The sequence below is a fragment of the Halalkalibacter alkaliphilus genome (assembly GCF_023555415.1).
GTDB lineage: Bacteria > Bacillota > Bacilli > Bacillales > Bacillaceae_D > Halalkalibacter > Halalkalibacter alkaliphilus.
This window is the reverse complement of sequence record NZ_JAKRYL010000013.1, coordinates 36,631-56,276: the sequence shown is the minus strand read 5'-3', so window position 1 is coordinate 56,276 and position 19,646 is coordinate 36,631. Positions and strand designations below refer to the sequence as shown.

18 protein-coding genes, 1 riboswitch and 1 other annotated feature are annotated in these 19,646 nt (G+C 39.1%); of the genes, 1 reads left to right on the top strand and 17 read right to left on the bottom strand.

The features are described 5' to 3' along the window. Window positions 1-17: 17 nt before the first annotated feature. From pilM to MF646_RS13255, 8 genes are all read right to left on the bottom strand, one after another. Complete coding sequence (gene pilM, locus MF646_RS13290; protein WP_250096992.1) at window positions 18-1,133, bottom strand: type IV pilus biogenesis protein PilM; 1,116 nt, start codon at window positions 1,131-1,133, stop codon at window positions 18-20. Window positions 1,134-1,143: 10 nt separating this feature from the next. Next, window positions 1,144-2,118 carry a pilus assembly PilX N-terminal domain-containing protein gene (locus tag MF646_RS13285; protein WP_250096991.1) on the bottom strand — a complete coding sequence of 325 codons (975 nt, stop codon included), beginning with the start codon at window positions 2,116-2,118 and terminating at the stop codon, window positions 1,144-1,146. 18 nt (window positions 2,119-2,136) lie between these two features. Next, entirely contained in the window at window positions 2,137-2,625 is a 489-nt protein-coding gene (locus MF646_RS13280; RefSeq protein WP_250096990.1) for a PilW family protein, read from the bottom strand. Beyond that, complete coding sequence (locus tag MF646_RS13275; RefSeq protein ID WP_250096989.1) at window positions 2,615-3,091, bottom strand: type IV pilus modification PilV family protein; 477 nt, start codon at window positions 3,089-3,091, stop codon at window positions 2,615-2,617. Before MF646_RS13275 ends, MF646_RS13280 begins: the two co-directional genes overlap by 11 nt. Window positions 3,092-3,103: 12 nt before the next feature. Continuing rightward, window positions 3,104-3,862, bottom strand: a complete 759-nt coding sequence (locus tag MF646_RS13270) for a prepilin peptidase (protein ID WP_250096988.1) — start codon at window positions 3,860-3,862, stop codon at window positions 3,104-3,106. A gap of 66 nt (window positions 3,863-3,928) precedes the next feature. Further along, window positions 3,929-4,267 carry a type II secretion system protein gene (locus tag MF646_RS23445; RefSeq protein ID WP_338035497.1) on the bottom strand — a complete coding sequence of 113 codons (339 nt, stop codon included), beginning with the start codon at window positions 4,265-4,267 and terminating at the stop codon, window positions 3,929-3,931. Window positions 4,268-4,407: 140 nt separating this feature from the next. Continuing rightward, window positions 4,408-4,491: riboswitch (cyclic di-GMP riboswitch) on the bottom strand. 225 nt (window positions 4,492-4,716) lie between these two features. After that, window positions 4,717-6,012: a bifunctional folylpolyglutamate synthase/dihydrofolate synthase gene (locus MF646_RS13260; protein WP_250096987.1), complete on the bottom strand. Its 1,296-nt coding sequence runs from the start codon at window positions 6,010-6,012 to the stop codon at window positions 4,717-4,719. Window positions 6,013-6,164: 152 nt separating this feature from the next. Then, window positions 6,165-8,807, bottom strand: a complete 2,643-nt coding sequence (locus tag MF646_RS13255; protein WP_250096986.1) for a valine--tRNA ligase — start codon at window positions 8,805-8,807, stop codon at window positions 6,165-6,167. 45 nt (window positions 8,808-8,852) lie between these two features. Continuing rightward, window positions 8,853-9,088, bottom strand: a binding site (T-box leader). A 173-nt stretch (window positions 9,089-9,261) separates the two neighbouring features. Here MF646_RS13255 and MF646_RS13250 point away from each other — a divergent pair. Further along, window positions 9,262-9,477 (top strand): hypothetical protein, encoded by a 216-nt coding sequence (locus MF646_RS13250; RefSeq protein ID WP_250096985.1) that lies wholly within the window; start codon window positions 9,262-9,264, stop codon window positions 9,475-9,477. Window positions 9,478-9,595: 118 nt separating this feature from the next. Here MF646_RS13250 and ysxE read toward each other — a convergent pair whose 3' ends face one another. The 9 genes from ysxE to hemA form a co-directional block, all read right to left on the bottom strand. Then, a complete protein-coding gene (ysxE, locus tag MF646_RS13245) occupies window positions 9,596-10,624 on the bottom strand; it encodes a spore coat protein YsxE (RefSeq protein WP_250096984.1) in 1,029 nt (342 codons plus the stop codon). After that, a complete protein-coding gene (locus MF646_RS13240; protein ID WP_250096983.1) occupies window positions 10,621-11,532 on the bottom strand; it encodes a hypothetical protein in 912 nt (303 codons plus the stop codon). Before MF646_RS13240 ends, ysxE begins: the two co-directional genes overlap by 4 nt. A gap of 16 nt (window positions 11,533-11,548) precedes the next feature. Further along, window positions 11,549-12,769, bottom strand: coding sequence for a stage VI sporulation protein D (spoVID, locus tag MF646_RS13235; protein ID WP_250096982.1), 1,221 nt, complete (start codon window positions 12,767-12,769; stop codon window positions 11,549-11,551). Window positions 12,770-12,921: 152 nt separating this feature from the next. Beyond that, window positions 12,922-14,208 (bottom strand): glutamate-1-semialdehyde 2,1-aminomutase, encoded by a 1,287-nt coding sequence (gene hemL, locus MF646_RS13230; protein ID WP_250096981.1) that lies wholly within the window; start codon window positions 14,206-14,208, stop codon window positions 12,922-12,924. Further along, on the bottom strand, window positions 14,208-15,203 hold the full coding sequence (hemB, locus tag MF646_RS13225; protein ID WP_250096980.1) for a porphobilinogen synthase: 996 nt from the start codon (window positions 15,201-15,203) through the stop codon (window positions 14,208-14,210). The genes hemL and hemB overlap by 1 nt, the downstream gene beginning before the upstream one ends. Further along, window positions 15,200-15,991, bottom strand: coding sequence for a uroporphyrinogen-III synthase (locus MF646_RS13220; protein ID WP_250096979.1), 792 nt, complete (start codon window positions 15,989-15,991; stop codon window positions 15,200-15,202). The genes hemB and MF646_RS13220 overlap by 4 nt, the downstream gene beginning before the upstream one ends. Beyond that, window positions 15,988-16,923 (bottom strand): hydroxymethylbilane synthase, encoded by a 936-nt coding sequence (gene hemC, locus MF646_RS13215; RefSeq protein ID WP_250096978.1) that lies wholly within the window; start codon window positions 16,921-16,923, stop codon window positions 15,988-15,990. Before hemC ends, MF646_RS13220 begins: the two co-directional genes overlap by 4 nt. Before the next feature lie 386 nt (window positions 16,924-17,309). Then, window positions 17,310-18,125 carry a cytochrome C assembly family protein gene (locus MF646_RS13210; protein ID WP_250096977.1) on the bottom strand — a complete coding sequence of 272 codons (816 nt, stop codon included), beginning with the start codon at window positions 18,123-18,125 and terminating at the stop codon, window positions 17,310-17,312. A gap of 18 nt (window positions 18,126-18,143) precedes the next feature. Then, window positions 18,144-19,523 carry a glutamyl-tRNA reductase gene (gene hemA / locus MF646_RS13205; protein WP_250096976.1) on the bottom strand — a complete coding sequence of 460 codons (1,380 nt, stop codon included), beginning with the start codon at window positions 19,521-19,523 and terminating at the stop codon, window positions 18,144-18,146. Between the last annotated feature and the right edge of the window lie 123 nt (window positions 19,524-19,646).

The window sequence follows — 19,646 nt, the reverse complement described above, 5'->3', positions numbered from 1 at the left end:
CTCTCTCCAATCTACGACTATTGCTTCTTCTTTTTATTAGGCTTTTCGTTTGTCCGTAGCGCAAGTCCGATTGCCACACTACACGTATCTAGTAAATCATCGTTGAAATCATCATTCAATATGATGGAACTATAGTCGATTCGTGTAACTTCCATCGGCAACCTTTCTTTTAAGCTATTAAAGACTTTACTAGCATGCTCGCCTGTAATAATAATTCGATCGAACTCACTATCACGCTCTCCAAGCGAATAGCGGTAGAAATTTTGTGCCTTTTGTATCTCATTCATTAAAGCAGTCGTGTAATTATCTTCGTTCCAACTTAATTCGTCCTTTGTAGCAGCTATTTCACGCTCTCCCTCAACTGAATCCATGTGAAAAGACAACACTTCTTCCGCTGATGTTGAAGCATATCCAGTTACCTCTTCAGTTTCAATCGCCATTGTTCTAGAGAAAACAATCAGCTCATTATGGAAGATGTGAATATCTACATTTTCTTCTCCGACATCAATAACCATCTCTGTTCCTCTTAGCCAGCGTGGGTGGACGTTCAATAATAAACGTTGGAGCGCCAACCCCCGAATCTCTGCTGTTAATGTTTTATAACCTGCATCTTCACACGCATCTAATAAATGCTCAGACACGATACGTGAAGTAGCAAAAAACAGAATCTCACTCCTAGGAGTCTGAACGTCTCGATTGTTATATTCCTCTAACGTAAAATCTTCATGCTCTTCTAACTTGTTTCGTACTGGTTGAATCGAACCGGTTTTCACAAAATCGTAAATTGGATCTTCGAAAGGAAGGTGAATACTTTCACCAATTTGAAAACGGATGATTTTAGCCAAATCCTTTTCTTCTAAATCTGGTAGTGTATCAATCTTTCTAATTAATGTGTTTTGTGTAGGAATTGCTATGTGAACATGTCTTGAAGCAAGTTTATTATTATGCAAATAAGATCGAAGTGTATCAGATAATTGATGAATATCCATTGCCGTTCCGCTCATGATCACCTGATCCTCAATGCTCGCTTCATAAATATCTTCTAACACTGGTACATGCTTATCCATTTTCACTGTTGCAAATGTTACTTTCTTGTCACGAAAATCTATGCCAGAATACTTTTTGTTGAACATCAAAAACACCTCAATCTCTCGTTCTTAGTGTCCGATAAGAGACAACTTCCTCGTCATAATCCCATTCTTCACCATACTCAACCGTAACGTGACCAGGACGTACCTTATTGCAATCTAACTTCGTATCATTTAGCAGATCACATGGAATTCCATTGACATCCCCCGTCACCCTTAGCGGATTCCCTGGGAGTAATTCAAAATGTTTAGAGATCACGCCTGTATTAACAACAAGAGTGGGAGTTCCATTTAAATCAATTTCCTTAACGATTAATAACCCATTTACCGTGATCCTATCATTCCCTCGTAACGTTAATTTGTCTACTACATAGACTTCATTTTCTTTAATGGTCAGGGAACTTTGTCTAAGATTGGTATGTCTAAAAACGGTCAAACCCCCAAAATCAGTGTTTTTTGAATTATATTTATTCCAAACACTATCGAATTGCGGTTCTGTTATTTGAATAATATCTTCACTGCCTACTTCTACTTGTTGCCTTTCTGCGTTTAAATTTCCGCCAATAAAGTTAATCGCTGCTCCTTGTCCAAAATACCTACCGACGATTTCTTTATGCTTTGAAGCATGTAATGTTAGTTCACGATGGATTGTTGGCTCTCCCTTCAAACTAGCTGTTACGTGTGCTTTGATCGTTTCTTCCTTTTCGTTATTTTCTAAAAGATTTGATGCTATTCTCATTTCAATTGTTTCTTTTGCGATATCATACTCTCGAAATACTTTCTCTTCTGTTAGAAAATCTTTGAACATATAAAAAGGTTGTGCCTCGTCTTTTTCTACATCATCAAGAAATAAATCAATCGCACCTTCAAGCAGATAGAACTCTCTTTCAACTGAAGCATGTTGAGCAATTGTTTTTTGGCTGTATGTAGTTTGAGTTAACATTGACAGGCCAACTATAGAGAGAAAGACAATCAAAAAAAGAATAAGGATCAACGCAGCCCCTTGCTCATTTTGAATATACGTCTTCATATCATTCTTCCTTTTCGTTTAAAATCGATCGTAGTAAATATTCGTAGTGAGCTCAATGCTTCTTCCTGATTTTGTGATTTGCAATTTCACTTCCACCGGGTTTGAACGACCTGCTTCATAATTTGGGTGATTAAAATAAGTGATATGTTCTGAAAGGACAGGGCCGTTCTCTCCAAGCTTCATCGTTCCAAGACCGTTTACCACTTCATATGTTAGATACACATCAGAACAGCGAGTGCCTTCTACATTTTCTAAAACACACACTAATTCCCATTTATTTTCCGACTGAGCGTTCGTCCAAATCACATTTTTATCGCGCATCTTTTCTGTTACCCTCTCCATAATCAAACGCGCTTCTCTTTGTATATCATTTTGCACTGAAACTTCTCTTTCTGTATTCATAGCTAATGAAACCATCATGACAATTGGGGTTGTGACAGCAACCATAATTACAATAGTGACAAGAAGCTCAATTAACGTTACGCCGCGCTCGTTATTAAGATGCATCTTTCTTCACCACCGTTATTAGTTCAACCTGATTCAACTTCTTAAACATACCACTTTCAGGCCCAGTAGAGATAAGAGAATAATTGGATACCTTTACTGAAACTTCGTTAAAGCTGAGATTAGGCGAATATGGATGGACCGTCACCTCAATGGTATAGTCTCGTGAACTATCCACGTTTTCTCTATAAAGATTAGGTAAGCTATAATCAGCATCTGAGCAAGCTGCAGATCTCCCTTCACTATTCCAACAATACACACCTTCCATATGAAGCCCGCCGTCTGAGTCATTTATCCTAACCTTCTCGATTACAGTCTGTGCAATATAAGCATTTCGTGTATCTTGATCTTGGCTGACCGTACGAGAAAATGTCCCTGTCATAATCGTTAGTAGAGGAACGAGGATGATTCCAGCTATAACAATCGCCACAAGCAATTCAATTAACGTTACACCTTTCTCATCTCTCACCCTACTACCTCCTTACCAAAAGCTTGTATACCAATGCCAAATATCAGATCCAAATAAATAGGCAGCTATCGTGCCAATAAAGATAAAAGGTCCAAAGGCAATCGGTTGTTTCCGTTTCACTACTCCTGTCAGCAACAAAATTCCACCAACAACAGCACCAGCAAATGAAGCAAGCACTAGACTCATCACTGTCAGCCAAGGACCAAGTGCTACTCCAATAGCTGCATAAAGCTTTATATCGCCACCACCCATGCCGCCACGACTGGCAATTGCGATTACTAGTAACAATACAAAACCAACAACCCCACCAGCTAGATAAAACCAAAATGGCTCACTACCAATAAATATTCGACTAATGAGCAATACGCCAAGCATTGGCAATGTCACTATATCTAGAATCAGTTGTTCATGAATATCCGTTAACACGGAAATAACTAACAAAACTGTAAGGATCAAAGCAGGGATCAATTCGAACTCAAACCCAACAAATTTGTAAACAACAAAAATAGATGCAGCTGTTAAGAGCTCTCCAAATGGATATAAAGGCGAGATCCTTACGTTACAATAACGACATTTTCCTTTTAAAAAAAGATAGCTAAAAACTGGTATTAGATCAAAGACTGACAGCTTATGTTTACAATGTGGACAATGAGAAGGAGGGAAAGCAATAGATTCTTTTTTTAATAGACGAATGGCTACGACGTTGAAGAAGCTGCCGAGAAGTAAAGCTATAATAAAGACATAAATATCAAGTAACAACAATCGTATCATTCCTCCCTATCTTCCTATTTTAAAAAAGCTGTCGCTATCAAAAGACCGCGACAGCTTCTTCCAAATTTAGTTTAATTCGACACTTACTATTCCATCTTCATTAATATTAACATCATATTTTTCAGCATCTGGCCAGCTTGAAAGATAATCAGGTATCAAGTGACTAGCACCAATATTACCAAGATTATCAGGAACATCATCGCCAGTTATTATATAACGATTAACAGCATCTTGAATTAATTGTTCTTGCCGCTCTCTAGTACTCTCATCAGCTGCGTCTTGATTACTCACTACCATCGGAATAACAATCGCAGCAATAATCCCTAAAATAACAATAACAACCAATAACTCGATCAGCGTTAAACCCTTTTGATTCTTAAGACGTTTTTGAATAAGCTTTCTCATTCAATTTACTCCCCTTTTTTCAATAAATATATGTCAAAAGCAGGCGGGCCCACCGTACTTTTACGACCTTTTTCAAAATCCAAATCCACCCAATATTAGCTTATTCGGCATAAAAAAAGGCCTCATTTACTTCAAAAAGCAAAATAAAAGGCCGGTTGCACCACTTGCTCTATACGACTTAGGTGCCCACATACAAGTCGTACTTCATCGCGTTCCAAATATGTAATATTGTTAAACTTAGTGTAATTTCATAGTGTTGTAATGTCAATACTATTATCCTATTAAACGGCAATATTCCAGTATTTTCAACAATTTTGTCAATGTTTAGACTAGACTTTTGTCGTGCTTTTCCAAAAAATTCAACAATCCCAAATCCCTCCTCCTTCTTTTTACCTATTCACCCTATAAAAAAAGAACTCACTAGTTTTTTCTAATGAGCTCCTTTCACTCTACTCCTTCAACCACCTATCCCTTACAGAAGAAATAAAGTATAGAGAACCTGCAACAATAAGCATTTCATTCTTTTTTAATGCATGTACTTCCTCTTCTAAAGCTTTCTCCCAATCATCTTCAAAACGCTTATTTGCAACAGTGGCTTGTTCATATAATGACTTGCCAGCAGCTGCTCGAAAGAAATCAAAACTAGTAAATGTAAACGAAGCATTCAATCGTTCAAATGGCTTTAATAAAATGCCCATATCTTTTTCTATCGTTGCCGCAAGCAAAAATCGATATGTTTTTTCGGGATAATGAAGCGTAAGCGTTTTTTCTAGCGACTCCATCCCTTCTTTGTTATGCGCACCATCAATCACGATGAGTGGATTTTCGCTTACTTGTTCAAAACGCCCTATCCAAGTTGTTGCACATAAACCTTTGTGAATCGAAGACATAGGAATATCAAAATGATAATTCTCCACCAATATTTCCAAAGCTCTTATCGCTACTGCTGCATTTTCTCTCTGATGTGGTCCCGACATTTGAATGGTTACATCATTTATTTGGTTATTCATTCTTTCATAATAGAAAACTTGAAATCTTCCTTCAATTCGAATTAAGGTTTCGTTAAAATCAATTCCAAGTTGCGTATAAGGAGCGCCTGTGTTGCGCGAAACATCCCCTATAATCTCCTGAGCCTCTTTTTGAGAGACGCCTGAGACGATTGGAACACCTGGTTTTATAATCCCTGCTTTTTCAGATGTGATTTCCGGAAGTGTTTCTCCTAATATATGCATATGGTCAAACCCGATTGACGTAATCACTGATACTAGTGGCGTAATCACATTTGTCGAATCAAACCTCCCACCTAAACCGACCTCAAGCAATACAATGTCCGGCTTAGCAATCGTAGCAAAGTAATAGAAAGCAATCGTTGTGATGACTTCAAATTCAGTAGGGCTTCCAAGTTCGGTACTCGCTAATTCTTCAACTAACGGTCGAATCTGCCTTCCAGCTTCAACTAGCGCTGCCTCCTCAATAGGAGTTCCGTTAATCGAAATCCGTTCTTCAAAACACTCAATGTACGGGGATGTAAACGTTCCTACTTTATAACCAGCTTGTTCGAGAACATGCCTCATAAAACTGACAGTCGAACCTTTGCCATTCGTTCCACCTATATGAACTGCTTTTATTTTTTGTTCAGGATGTTCAAGACGCTCAAGCATCCACTCCATTCGTTTTAATCCAGGCTTTATTCCAAATGGGAGCAACGAATGGATCCATTCAATCACTTCTGTTCCTGTTTTCACTGTAGACCCCAACCTTCTTTTGAAAAATCTTCTCTCAATAGTACCGTAGAAGCCTATTGAATGAAATACGGATATCATTATTAAAAGAAATATTGATATCACCAAATTAAACTTAAAAGAAAGAAAGCCCAAAGAGCTTTCTTTCTTGTTCATTATGCTTTTAACTCAGCTATTCTTGCTTGCACCGTTTCGCGTTTAGCCATATAGTCAGCTTGCTTTGCTTTTTCTTCTTCAATCACTTTTGCTGGTGCTTTTGCAATAAAGCCTTGGTTTCCTAATTTCTTTTCAACACGTTCTACTTCTTTGTTTAACTTATCCAGTTCTTTTTCTAATCGAGCAATCTCAGCATCTAAATCTAGCAATCCAGCAAGAGGTAAAAATAATTCTACTCCTGAGAGAACTTGTGACATTGACTTTTCAGGCGCCTTCACATCTATTCCTATTTCTAGCTTACTCGGATTACAGAACTTTTCAATATAGCTTTGTCCCCGTGTTAATTTCCCTAAAACCTGATCATCTTTTGCATGAACGAGTAACTCAATTTGCTTGCTCATTGGAACATTTAGCTCCGCTCTTGTATTACGAACAGAACGAATCATTTCCTTAAGCAGTTCCATATCCTCTACGGCCTCTTCGAACATATACGCTTCCTGCTTCTTTGGCCATGCAGCAATGGTAATTGATTCGCCTTTATGCGGCAAATGTTGCCAAATTTCCTCGGTAATAAACGGCATCATTGGATGAAGAAGTCTCATCGTCTGATCTAATACATAGGCTAAAACAGAGCGTGTCGTTTTCTTAGCTGCCTCGTCGTCTCCGTATAAAGGCAACTTCGCCATTTCAATATACCAATCACAGAAATCATCCCAAATGAAGTTATAAAGAAGTCGTCCTACTTCACCGAATTCATACGCATCAATTAAGCGTGTTACATCAGCAATCGTTTCTTGAAGACGAGTAAGGATCCACTTATCCGCAATCGTTTTATCACCACTTAAATCAATTTCGTCATACGTTAATCCTTCCATATTCATTAACGCAAAACGTGAAGCATTCCAGATCTTATTTCCAAAATTCCACGTAGATTCGACCTTTTCCCAGTAAAAACGCAAGTCATTTCCCGGGGAACTACCGGTAGATAAGAAGAATCGCAATGAATCTGCACCGTATTTGTCGATAACATCCATTGGGTCAACACCATTACCAAGTGATTTACTCATCTTGCGTCCTTCTGAGTCACGTACAAGCCCATGAATTAATACATCATCAAATGGGCGTTTGCCTGTAAACTCAAGACCTTGGAAAATCATTCTAGATACCCAGAAGAAAATGATATCATAACCTGTTACTAATACATTTGTAGAATAAAAACGGTCATAGTCGGAAGAAGATTCATCCGGCCAGCCCATAGTCGAGAACGGCCATAGTGCGGAACTGAACCATGTATCTAATACATCTTCGTCCTGCTTCCAATTCTCTTCATCTTCTGGAGCTTCATGACCAACATACACCTCTCCTGTTTCTTTATGATACCAAGCTGGAATACGATGCCCCCACCAAAGCTGTCTTGAAATACACCAATCACGAATATTTTCCATCCAGCGTAAGTATGTTTTCTCAAAGCGTTCAGGAACAAAGTTTACTTTTTCTTCTGATTTTTGAAGGTCAATAGCTGCATCAGCTAATGGCTGCATTTTGACAAACCATTGCGTTGATAAATACGGTTCAACAACCGCGCCACTTCTCTCTGAGTGACCAACAGAATGCATATGTTCTTCTATTTTGAAAAGAATTCCTTCTTCTTGTAAATCCTTCACAAGCTGCTTACGGCACTCAAAGCGGTCTAATCCTTTGTATTTTCCTGCTTTCGCATTCATAGTGCCATCTTCGTTCATGACAAGGATGCGTTCAAGATTGTGCCTATTTCCAATTTCAAAGTCATTTGGATCATGAGCTGGAGTAATTTTTACTGCTCCTGAACCAAATTCAATATCAACATAATCATCAGCAACAATCGGAATTTCACGATTCGTAATAGGAAGAGTTACCGTCTTGCCTATAAGATGTTTATAACGCTCATCTTCTGGGTGAACGGCCACAGCTGTATCACCAAGCATTGTTTCCGGACGCGTTGTTGCAACTTCAATATGTCCGCTGCCATCTGTTAAAGGATAATTCATATGATAGAATGCGCCTTGAACATCTTGATAGATTACCTCAATGTCTGATAGAGCGGTTTTCGTTTGCGGATCCCAGTTAATAATGTATTCTCCACGATAAATTAAGCCTTTTTCATAAAGTTTAACAAATACTTCACGAACTGCTTTTGATAGACCTTCATCAAGGGTAAAGCGCTCACGAGAATAATCTAATGAAAGCCCCATTTTTGACCACTGGTTGCGGATGAACGATGCATACTCCTCTTTCCACTCCCAAGACTTTTCTAGGAATTTTTCTCTTCCTAAGTCATAACGACTAAGTCCCTCTTCTTTTAATTTCCCTTCAACCTTTGCTTGAGTTGCAATCCCCGCATGGTCCATACCTGGTAACCAAAGAGTATCATAGCCTTGCATTCGCTTTACACGCGCGAGAATATCTTGTAACGTTGTATCCCATGCATGACCTAAATGCAATTTCCCAGTTACGTTAGGCGGGGGGATTACAATTGAATACGGTTGTTTCGATTCATCACCTGTCGCCTCAAAGAATTTTCCTTCCTTCCAAAAAGAATACCATTTTGCTTCGGTCTCTTGTGGATTGTATTTTGTTGGCATCGTTAGCTTTTCATCACTCATCATTCTTCCTCCTTAAAATCAAACAAATAAAAAAACCCCCTCCATCCAAAGGACGAAGAGAGTTCACTCGCGGTACCACCTTTGTTTGCAGCACAAAAAAACTTATGTACTACACACTCAACCTGATAACGGTCAGTTGCCGGCTAAACTTACGAATCAAGGATTTTTCAGGATAGCTGCTCCTAGGCGACATTCGAATCATACATCTTAAGAAATCTCTCAGCTATTGATTTCTCTCTCTGAAAGGTTCTGATTCTACTCTTCCTAATCAATGCATTCATTATTGTGGTTATATTTTAGCTCGAATCGAGCTCATTCGTCAATAAAAGCATCGCCTATTTTTTTCTTTAATATACGTTTTTATTGTAATTGGATAGTAACCAAAGAGCTAGCACAACTATCCCCTTGCTGCATACCGTAATAGAAAGGAGTTCATGGAAAGTGAGGTGTTACGATGCGTCGACGTAATTGGCGTTTCCATCATCATCATCACCACCACCATAAAAGCCCACGCTGGTGGTTAAAAGTAAAGGCCATTTTTGCTCAAATTCTTGTTCCTCTCATCTGCTTTCAATTATTACGTACTCTAATCTTACCAACTACCTTTGATATGATTCTGTTAACCATTATGGTCGTGACATATTTTTCAATCACATTACGACTCATATGAAAAAGAGGTTGTCTCATATGGATCTGACCCCCATCGTGACGTACATTATATATACTCTCACTTGTATAGAGCATATATAGTGTATACTCGGGGGCCTGAAACTTAGTTTGAGACAACCTTATGTTTGATCTGTCTGTTGTGCTTGCTGTTCTTGTATGATAATAAGTTTTTGCGTCAGTCGCTGCACTCTGCGCATTGACGTAAGGCGCTTTTCTAATCTTTGAACATGCTCAAATTCTCGCATTGATCCTTTGCTTGCTATATAAGAATCGACTGCAAAAGCTATTGGCTCCGGAAAGTTTAGATAGGCACATATCAAGTGCTTTTCTTCCTCTAACAATGGCAAGTGTCGTTCATAATTCATGAACCATTGAAGGACTTCTTCTTCCACCCAATATGCATACTTGAAACTATATCTGCAAAAACTAGCCAAATCTCTTGATGGGGTATCAATGCCCGCTCGCTCGAAATTGAGTAACAACGGTTCATTTTCCGGAGAAAAAAAGGAGTGTGAACGGTTAACTCTACCGTGACATAAAACGGTTCGATATTTCTCTTTCTCTAAACATTTATCATACCATTTCTTTAAATGGTCCTTTGCAGCTTCGGCCATTTGGTCAAGCATAAAAGCATGTGTTATAAATGTTAATTCAAAAGGTGACATATACGTCTTTTGTTCAGCCTGATCAGCGAATCGTTTTAATTCAAGCTGTCGCATTTCCCAGCGGTGAAGAAGCTGCTGGTATGCTTCTTCTACATTCTCTTTTACAAAAGGCTGAGTTTTTACAGTTAAGCGATGTATAATACCAAGTTGAGACGCTAGCTTTTGCTCTTGTGATTCTTTAGCTGTATATTCATTGGTTTCCATCCATGGCATTAAGTAATACGTATGTGTTCCTGTTGAAATTGTGTACTCTCCATATTTCGTTGGAAGAATGGGGATTGCTTTATTATAGCCAAGTTTTGTTAATTTCCTAAGAGCATGAATGAATCCATCAGCTTGTTGTTTTCCCATCGTTGTCTCTTTTAAAGCATACACACCATGATTAGTTGTTACCTTTTTTATTTTCCCAAAATCTTCAACTGACTGAGGATAAAGATCATAGTAAAAGAGCACAGAATCATAAGGCGATTGTGCTTGAATCATTGAGTTAACACCTTCTTTTTCTTTTCTATGAGTGAGCTAATTACTTGAACAAGCTCCTTTGACCGTTCCCATTCACTCGTTACTTTTTGTAACTCTCCTTCGATTTCCTTATCGGTTACATTTCGTTTCACAACGGCCACAAGTCGGTCTAGTTCATACGCTTTTAAACACTCAATTAGTAATAACATTGCTTGATCTCTTGACACCTTTTCGTGCTCGACGATTGCTGATATTAACCGAGTAGCAGAATCCTTCCCATGTTGATCTAACCATGTTGCTAAAAATTCTCGTAATGAATAATAACCTAGCTCAGGGTGCTGCTTAGTTCCATACCAAATGATAACATCATACACTTTCTTTACCTGATCTGTTGATGAGATCGGGTCCATTAATGGCATTTTCTCTTCCTTCACTTGTTCCTGTAGCATCTTTACTTTCTTCATTCGATGATCGGATTCACGAAGTAGCGAGCGGATAAATGTCCTTTGTTGTTCATTAAAGTAAGACAAATGAGAGTATAGAGAACGAAACATGGGCTCCTTTACATTTTTCGGTTTCATTTCCGTTGTTGAATGAAGGCCATAATGTATCATACAACCGATCATATTTCCGATCTTGTCTTCATTTGATACTACTTGCAATGGTTGATCGACTTCATCGTGAACCGTTACCCAACCATCTTTCCATTCAATTGCTGGCTCTTGCTCCTTATTCCTAATCATCCGGTCGGTTAGCATATATGGCGTGACACTACATTTGTCACGCCACGTTATATGCCAATCAAGGAGGGCTTTATCGGACCAATAGCGCAACCTTTTTCGACCATGGTCTGTCTCTATCAAAGCTTCATTTACAAATTTGACGTTTCGCCATTGATAATTCTCCTTAAGCCAATCCAACAATTCCATGTTGTAACTCCTTTTTTTAAGACTCTGTGCTAACCGGTATATAAAGGATTTGACCTTCTTCTACTTGCTCCCCTTGCAAGCGATTCATTCTTACAATTTGACTTGTGCTAATTGCATACCGATCAGCAATCGTGTCTAATGATTCATTTTCTTGAATAATACACATTCTCCATTTTGAAAATCTCTCTTCTCCTTTGGAGAGCATTTTGGTTAAGTATAGAGCATTTTCTTCACGAGGAGTTGGTGCTTTGCTCTTTGATTCATCCTGTTCTTCTTCCTCAGGACGATCTTCTAAAGCCGGTTGCTCAGCAATCTCTTTTAATGGGTTCAGATTGATTTTTGTTTCTGGTTGTGCTGGTTCCTCTCTAAGTTCTTCAACTACTTCTTCAACTACCTCTTCTACCTCTTCTTCTACTTCTTCAAGCACTGGTTCAGTAGATTCAACCTGCTCTGTTTCTACTTCTTCTACTCGGGCTAATTCAGCTGCAGCATCTGAAGATAATTCTTTGCGTGAGTCATTATGTCTCAATGTAGGTTCCTCCTCTTTCGGTTGCTCATATCTTGATGTTGGAGACCCCGCCATTACAGGTGTTTTTTCTTCAGGTTTGTAAAATTGATTGTGTGGGGTTACTGCAGCTAGTTGTTCAGTTGACTCAGTTTGTGCTGGAACTTCAGGTTCTGGGCGTCTTTTTGCCTCGAACGAGAATGCAGTTGGAACATCCTCTTCTTCAGGTTCATGTTGCTGCGCTGCTGCTTTTTCAATTTCTTTTTCAACACGCTTTTCTACAGTCTCTTGATGTTGTGTCATACCCGAAATGCTTATATCAGCCGTTAGCTGAATGCAGCTTCTTTCTGGTAGATCATAATCAAACGAGTCCACTTCAACATAGACATCATCAAGATTTTGGATTCGACTCAACGGGATTGTCACATCAATTGGGAAAAAATGTTTAATTTGACCAGATCCGTCTGAAGCAATAGTTACATCACCTGCAGAACGAAAGGAAACTTGTTGTTCGAGCGATTGATTGCTATTACTAGAATCATCCTTGCCTGTAGGACGATATTCCCCAATGAGACGTAACCCCCCTCGAATATAGACATGGTGATCTTTTTCTTCAATCACAATTTCAGGCTCTAAAGACATACCTAAAATTTCCTCTACTTCTTGACCTTTATTTAACCAAACCGATTCCTCAATCGAAAATGATAACTTAGACGGGTGTTCTTGTGTCACGTTGCATTCCTCCTCATCGTATTCTCTACCTTCTGCTACGGTCATAGTCAGTACAATATCACTCTATGACAAGTTCTCTGGCATTATGCAAGTTAACGATAAAAAAAGCCTATTCATTACTACAAATCTTAGTAATGAATAGGCTTGTCTCTTTATTTTAATTTTGAAAATGCTACTTCTGCAGCGGCAATCGTTTGATCGATATCCTCTTCTGTATGCTTTGTTGATAGGAACATTCCTTCAAACTGAGATGGAGGAAGAGAAATCCCTTGGTTTAACATCTCTTGGAAATATTTCGTGAAATAATCTAAATTCGATGTTGATGCCCTTTCAAAGTTAATTACTTTCTCATCAGTGAAGAAGAAACCAACCATTGAACCCGCACGGTTAATCGAATGTGGAATTTCATGTTTTTTTGCTACAGCAGATAAGCCATTTGCTAAACGCTCGGCAAGCTGTTCAAAACGAACATAATCGGCTTCCGTTAATTGAGATAATGTTTCATAACCTGCCGTCATGGCGAGTGGATTTCCAGACAACGTTCCTGCTTGATAAATCGGACCACTTGGTGCAATTTGTTCCATAATTTCACGCTTTCCACCATAGGCTCCAACTGGCAAGCCACCACCAATAACTTTTCCAAGACAAGTAAGGTCAGGTGTTACGCCAAGCTTCCCTTGAGCACAATTGTAACCAACACGGAACCCTGTCATAACTTCATCAAAAATAAGAAGGGTACCATTTTCTTCTGTAATCTTACGAAGTTCTTCAAGGAATCCTGGCTCAGGAGGGACAACACCCATGTTACCAGCAACTGGTTCTACGATCACACCAGCAATATCATCACCGAATTCTTTAAACGCATAACGAACACTTTCTAAATCGTTGTAAGGAACTGTTAATGTGTTCTTAGCAACTGATTCAGGTACTCCTGGACTATCCGGTAATCCAAGTGTAGCTACACCAGAACCTGCTTTAATGAGTAATGAATCACCATGACCATGATAACAGCCAACAAATTTTAAAATTTTATTACGACCTGTATAGCCTCTTGCTAAGCGAAGAGCACTCATCGTTGCTTCCGTGCCCGAGTTAACCATTCTCACAACTTCAATTGACGGTACTCTTTCGATTACTAATTCTGCTAGCTTTGTCTCAAGCTCACTTGGAGCACCAAAGCTTGTCCCTTTTTCCGCCACTTCTTTTAAGGAAGCAACAACTTTTTCATCAGCATGCCCTAAAATGAGCGGTCCCCATGATAACACATAGTCAATGTACTCATTACCGTCAATATCATAAATTTTAGAACCGGCTCCACGTTCCATATATACTGGATCCATCTTTACCGATTTAAAAGCACGAACAGGACTGTTTACCCCACCTGGCATTACTGGTTTTGCTTTTGCAAATGCTTCTTTTGACTTTGTATATGTACGCATTACTTTTCTCCCTTCTTATTGATCTGTAACCAACGAACAGCATCTTTCGCATGGTACGTTAAAATTAAATCGGCACCTGCGCGTTTCATGCTTGTGAGCTTCTCTAATACAATTTCTTTCTCATTGATCCAGCCATTTTGACTCGCAGCTTTAACCATTGAATACTCACCACTTACGTTATAAGCAACAACCGGGTAACCAGAAAAGTCTTTTACTTCTCGGATTACATCCAAATAAGAAAGCGCTGGTTTCACAATAAGGAAATCAGCTCCTTCTTCCATATCTGACTCAGCTTCACGAATGGCTTCTAGTCGATTGGCTGGGTCCATTTGATACGTTTTGCGATCTCCAAACTTTGGAGAACTATGGGCAGCATCACGAAACGGACCATAAAACGCAGATGAGTACTTCACGGCATAAGACATGATTGGTATGTCAGTATATCCTGCAGAGTCTAATCCATGTCGAATTGCAGCGACAAAGCCATCCATCATATTAGAAGGGGCAATTATATCGGCTCCTGCTTCAGCTTGAGATACAGCTGTTTTTGCAAGCAGGTCAAGCGTACGATCATTTAATACTTTGCCTTCCTCAATCACTCCACAATGACCATGATCCGTAAACTGACATAAACACGTATCAGCAATAACCGTTAAATCAGGGTGATTTTCTTTAATTTGACGTATCGCTTTTTGAACAATTCCTTGATCATGAAAAGCCGAAGACCCTACATCGTCTTTGGAATTTGGGACACCAAAGACAATAATCGCTGGAATTCCAAGTTCTACTACTTCGTTTACTTCAGTGTCTACTAAATCAAGCGACCATTGATATACTCCTGGCATAGATGGTACTTCATTTTTTTCATTTGCCCCTTCTGTCACAAAGATTGGATAAATAAAATCTTCCTTATGTAAATGAGTTTCTCTTACCATGCTTCGGACACTTGCCGATTGGCGAAGTCTGCGGTGGCGGCGAAATGATAGATCTTTCATGATAACTTTCCTCCTCTTGAATGAATAACAATTTGTTCTACTAAATGTTCAATCGTATATGTATGTGGAACAATCGTTACGTTTAATCCGTTGTTAACTGCAGTACGTGCTGCGATTGGTCCAATGCATGCAACCGTTGGATGAGTATCCTTCTGTTCATGTTTTAGGAGTTTGAATAGTTTTATGTAATGACGAACAGTTGAGGAACTAGTAAAGGTGATATAGTCAAGCTGCTTATGTACTTGTAATACTCTATGTAGCTGCTCTTTTGCTTTTATCGGACAAACTGTTTCATAAACAAACAAATCCGTAACCATTGCCCCCATTTGAGATAATTGATGAACCAAATCAACTCTCCCTAGATTACCTCGAGCTACAATTACCCGCTCCCCTTTTTTAACCTTTCCCATTAGAGCTTCTACTAGCCCTTCAGCAACATATTCCTTTGGGATGACAGTTGCCTTTAAACCGAATCTTTCTAGCATTTCTTCCGTTTTCTCTCCTACAACAGCTATTTTTAATGATGTAAAATTGAGCTTTTGCTCCATGGTTTGAACCTGTTCCATAAAGAAGCGTACTCCATTTGTACTCGTAAAAATAAGCCATTGATAATCCTGTAATTCGTTTAAAACTTTTTGAACTTGATGAAAATTGGTTGATTGAAATTCAATTAGCGGAACTTCAATTGCTTCTCCACCCTGCCTTTCAATCAACCTTGATAAGTCATGTGCTTGTTCCTTTGCTCGTGTAACGAGAACCGTTTTACCAGCTAAAGGTCCACTTTTCATCCTTCATCTAGCTCTTTCTTCACTTGATCAAGTATTGCTTTCGCTCCTTGATCTAGTAGCAACTGAGATGCTAGTTCTCCTACAGTAACTGGATCTGTTCCGCTTACCGTTTCCTTTAACAATACCTTTCCATCAGGTGAACCAACCAAAGCAGTAAGCTGCACTTCATTGCTGTCAGTTATCGTAGCATACCCTGCAATAGGAACTTGGCAGCCACCTTCCATTCGGTTTAAAAAGGTACGCTCAGCTGTTACCGTACGATTTGTATGGTCATTATTAATGTGTTGTAACAGTTCCATTAAATCTTCATCATCTGAGCGACATTCTAATCCAAGAGCCCCTTGTCCAACAGCTGGAACACACAATGTTTCATCCAGATATTCAGTGATTAAGTCTTCTGGAAATCCTAGACGTTTAATCCCAGCTACCGCCAAGATGATTGCATCAAAGTCTTCTTCTTTTAGCTTTCGTAATCTTGTTTCCACATTACCACGAATCCATTTCACTTCTAGATCAGGCCTTGCAGCTAAAATTTGAGCTGAGCGTCTTAAACTACTCGTACCGATAATTGAACCAGCTGGCAAATCAGCTAATTTAACATGATTATTAGAAATGAGTGCATCACGCGGATCTTCACGCTCTGTAATGGCGGCAAGCGCAAAACCTTCTTGCAACACAGAAGGGACATCTTTCATACTATGAACAGCCAAATCGATTTCCCCATCCGCTAATGCTTGTTCAATTTCTTTAACAAATAATCCTTTTCCACCTACTTTAGAAAGGGTCACATCAAGAATTTTATCCCCTTTTGTAACAATTTTCTTCACTTCAAACTCATAAGGTAACCCTGTCTTCTTCAGTTGTTCAATTACCCAATCCGTTTGTACTAGAGCAAGATTGCTCTTCCTTGATCCAATTACAATTTTACGCATAAGATCCTCCTATTTTTTATTTACATTTTGGCCTATTTATTCTTATCTTAAAAGGTTATCAGATAGACTGAAATAGAAAAAGGGTGGTTCGTCCTTTTTCCTGAGTTTGCTCGTACCTCGGTTGCAGTGGCTCCACTCGCCGTGCGCCTTTTGAGAAGATCGCTCAAAAGGCTTAAAACATGACGGCGGCTCCGCTCACTGCTTAGTCTAAATGGAAAAAGGGTAGTTCGTCCTTTTTCCATTGCTTGCTGGTGCCTCAATTGCAGTGGCTTCGCTCGCCGTGCGCCTTTTGAGAAGATCGCTCAAAAGGCTTAAAACATGACGGCGGCTCCGCTCACTGCTTAGTCTAAATGGAAAAAGGGTAGTTCGTCCTTTTTCCATTTAGACTAATACCATATATGGAATGAGGAGTATTGGCCGGATAGGAAATAGTTTATGAGAAGGACTAAAAATCCGGCGATTCCAAGTAGGGCCATGTTGTAGCCTCTTACGAGTTTAACGACTCTTTGGTAGATAAAAACAGCATAAATACCTAATACAATTAAAGAGCTTATTACTTTCGAATCGAAAAATGGAACGTATGCAAGCTGACTATGGGCCCAAATAAATCCTAATATGAGTCCGATTAACAAAAATGGCCAAGCAATCATAACTGCTATGAAAGAAAACGAATCTAATTTTGACAGTGCTCCAAATCGAAGCAATCGCTTACCCCAAACTTTACGCTTTAACATTTGATGCTGAATGGCGTACATGATTTGACATGCAAATGAGAAGGTAAAGGCTGCATAGGAGAGCAGGATGAACGAAATGTGGATGATGAGGAGCTCTGATGCTAAGAGCGCTGAAAGTGATTCAGGAACATCACCATCAGGTGTAAACAAACTAAAGGCCATCATACTAAACCCTATGACATTTGTGAATAAAACAAGAAAGTCTACGCGAAAAAACCAGTTGATAGCCAGCGAAAGTGTAACGACTAACCATGCATAGAAAAACAACCCTTCAAAAGGTGTTAACAACGGGACACGGTCTAGTTCTATAGCTCTTATAACAAAAAAAACCGTTTGAAGTACCCAAACAATAGAAAGCAACCAGAAGGCCATTATATTGACCTTCCGGTTGTGCTGTAAGAAATCAACGAAATAACCAATTAAGCTAATACTGTATAAAACAATCGTAATAGGATAAATCCAATTCATACGTTTGTCCCTTCTTCCCTATGAACGGACAACTGCTGTACGTTGTCTTGATACGTTTACGTATTCTTGTTTTTGATTTTCCCATTGATTCTCGGCTTTTTCAATTCGAAGCTCTTCTTCTTGTGAAGCTAATTCATCTTCTAGTGCAAAGATCTTCGTAAATAGTTCCAATGCTGCATCCGCATCAGGCTCAGCAGCTAGCTCTTTCACTCTTGTTACTGGATCACGTAAAAGTTGATTCACAATACTTTTCGTATGCTTACGTAACACTTTTATTTCGCGCTCTGATAAGTTTGGAAGCTTTCTTTCTATACTTTCCATCGTTTCAGCTTGTACAGCAAGTGCTTTTGTTCGAAGTGCTGAAATAATTGGTACGACACCAAGCGTATTCAGCCATTGCTTAAACTCATCGATCTCTGCCTCTACCATAATTTCTATCTTCTCTGCTTCACGCTTACGTTCAGCTAAATTAGCTTCCACAATATTTTGTAAGTCATCAATATCATATAGATATACGTCATCAAAATCAGCTATCGCTGGATCTAGATCACGCGGGACAGCAATATCCACCATAAAAAGCGGACGCCCCTTACGTTTTTTCATAGAGCCTTGCATCATTTCTTTCGTCACAACAAAGTCTCGAGCACCAGTTGAACTAATCAACACATCTGCTTCTGCTAATGTTTGCTGAAGCTCTTCAAAAGGACGCGCTTGTCCGAGAAAACGAGCTGCGAGTTCAACCGCTTTAGCTTCCGTACGATTAATGACTGTAATTTTCTTTGCTCCGTTTGCATGCAGGTGCTTTGCAGTAAGTTCACTCATTTTCCCAGCACCTAAAATCACAACATGCTTTCCTGAAAAATCCCCGAAAATATTCTTTCCAAGCTCTACAGCTGCATAGCTGACAGACACAGCGTGTGCTCCAATTTCAGTACCTGTATGAGCTTTTTTTGCAAGTGTTACAGCTTGTTTGAACAGTTGATTAAAGATCGTTCCAGTTGCCTGGTGTTCTTGCGCTAATAAGAAACTATCTCTCACTTGTCCTAAAATTTGAGTTTCTCCAAGGATCATTGAATCTAACCCACAGGAAACACGGAACAGGTGCTCAATTGCATGATGATCTTCCCGAATATCTAAAAAGGGGATGAACTCGTCTTTAGGTAAGTCAAACCACTCTGCTAGAAACGCTTTCGTGAAGTGACGGCCAGTATGCAATTGATCAGCCACAACATATACTTCTGTCCGGTTACAGGTAGAGATAATCGTACATTCAAGAATGCTTTTCATCTTTCGTAACTGTGCTAATGCATTCGGTAGCTCTCCTTCTTGGAACGAGAACTTTTCTCTTAATTCGACAGGAGCTGTTTTGTAATTAAATCCGACAACAAGAATATGCATCCTGACGTTCACCCCCATTTTTAATATCCGCTCATATCTCTTTATATCTATTATAAAAGTTATTTTATTCGTAAACATCATACTGGATTGACCCTACCAGTATAACTCAGTACATTATAACAT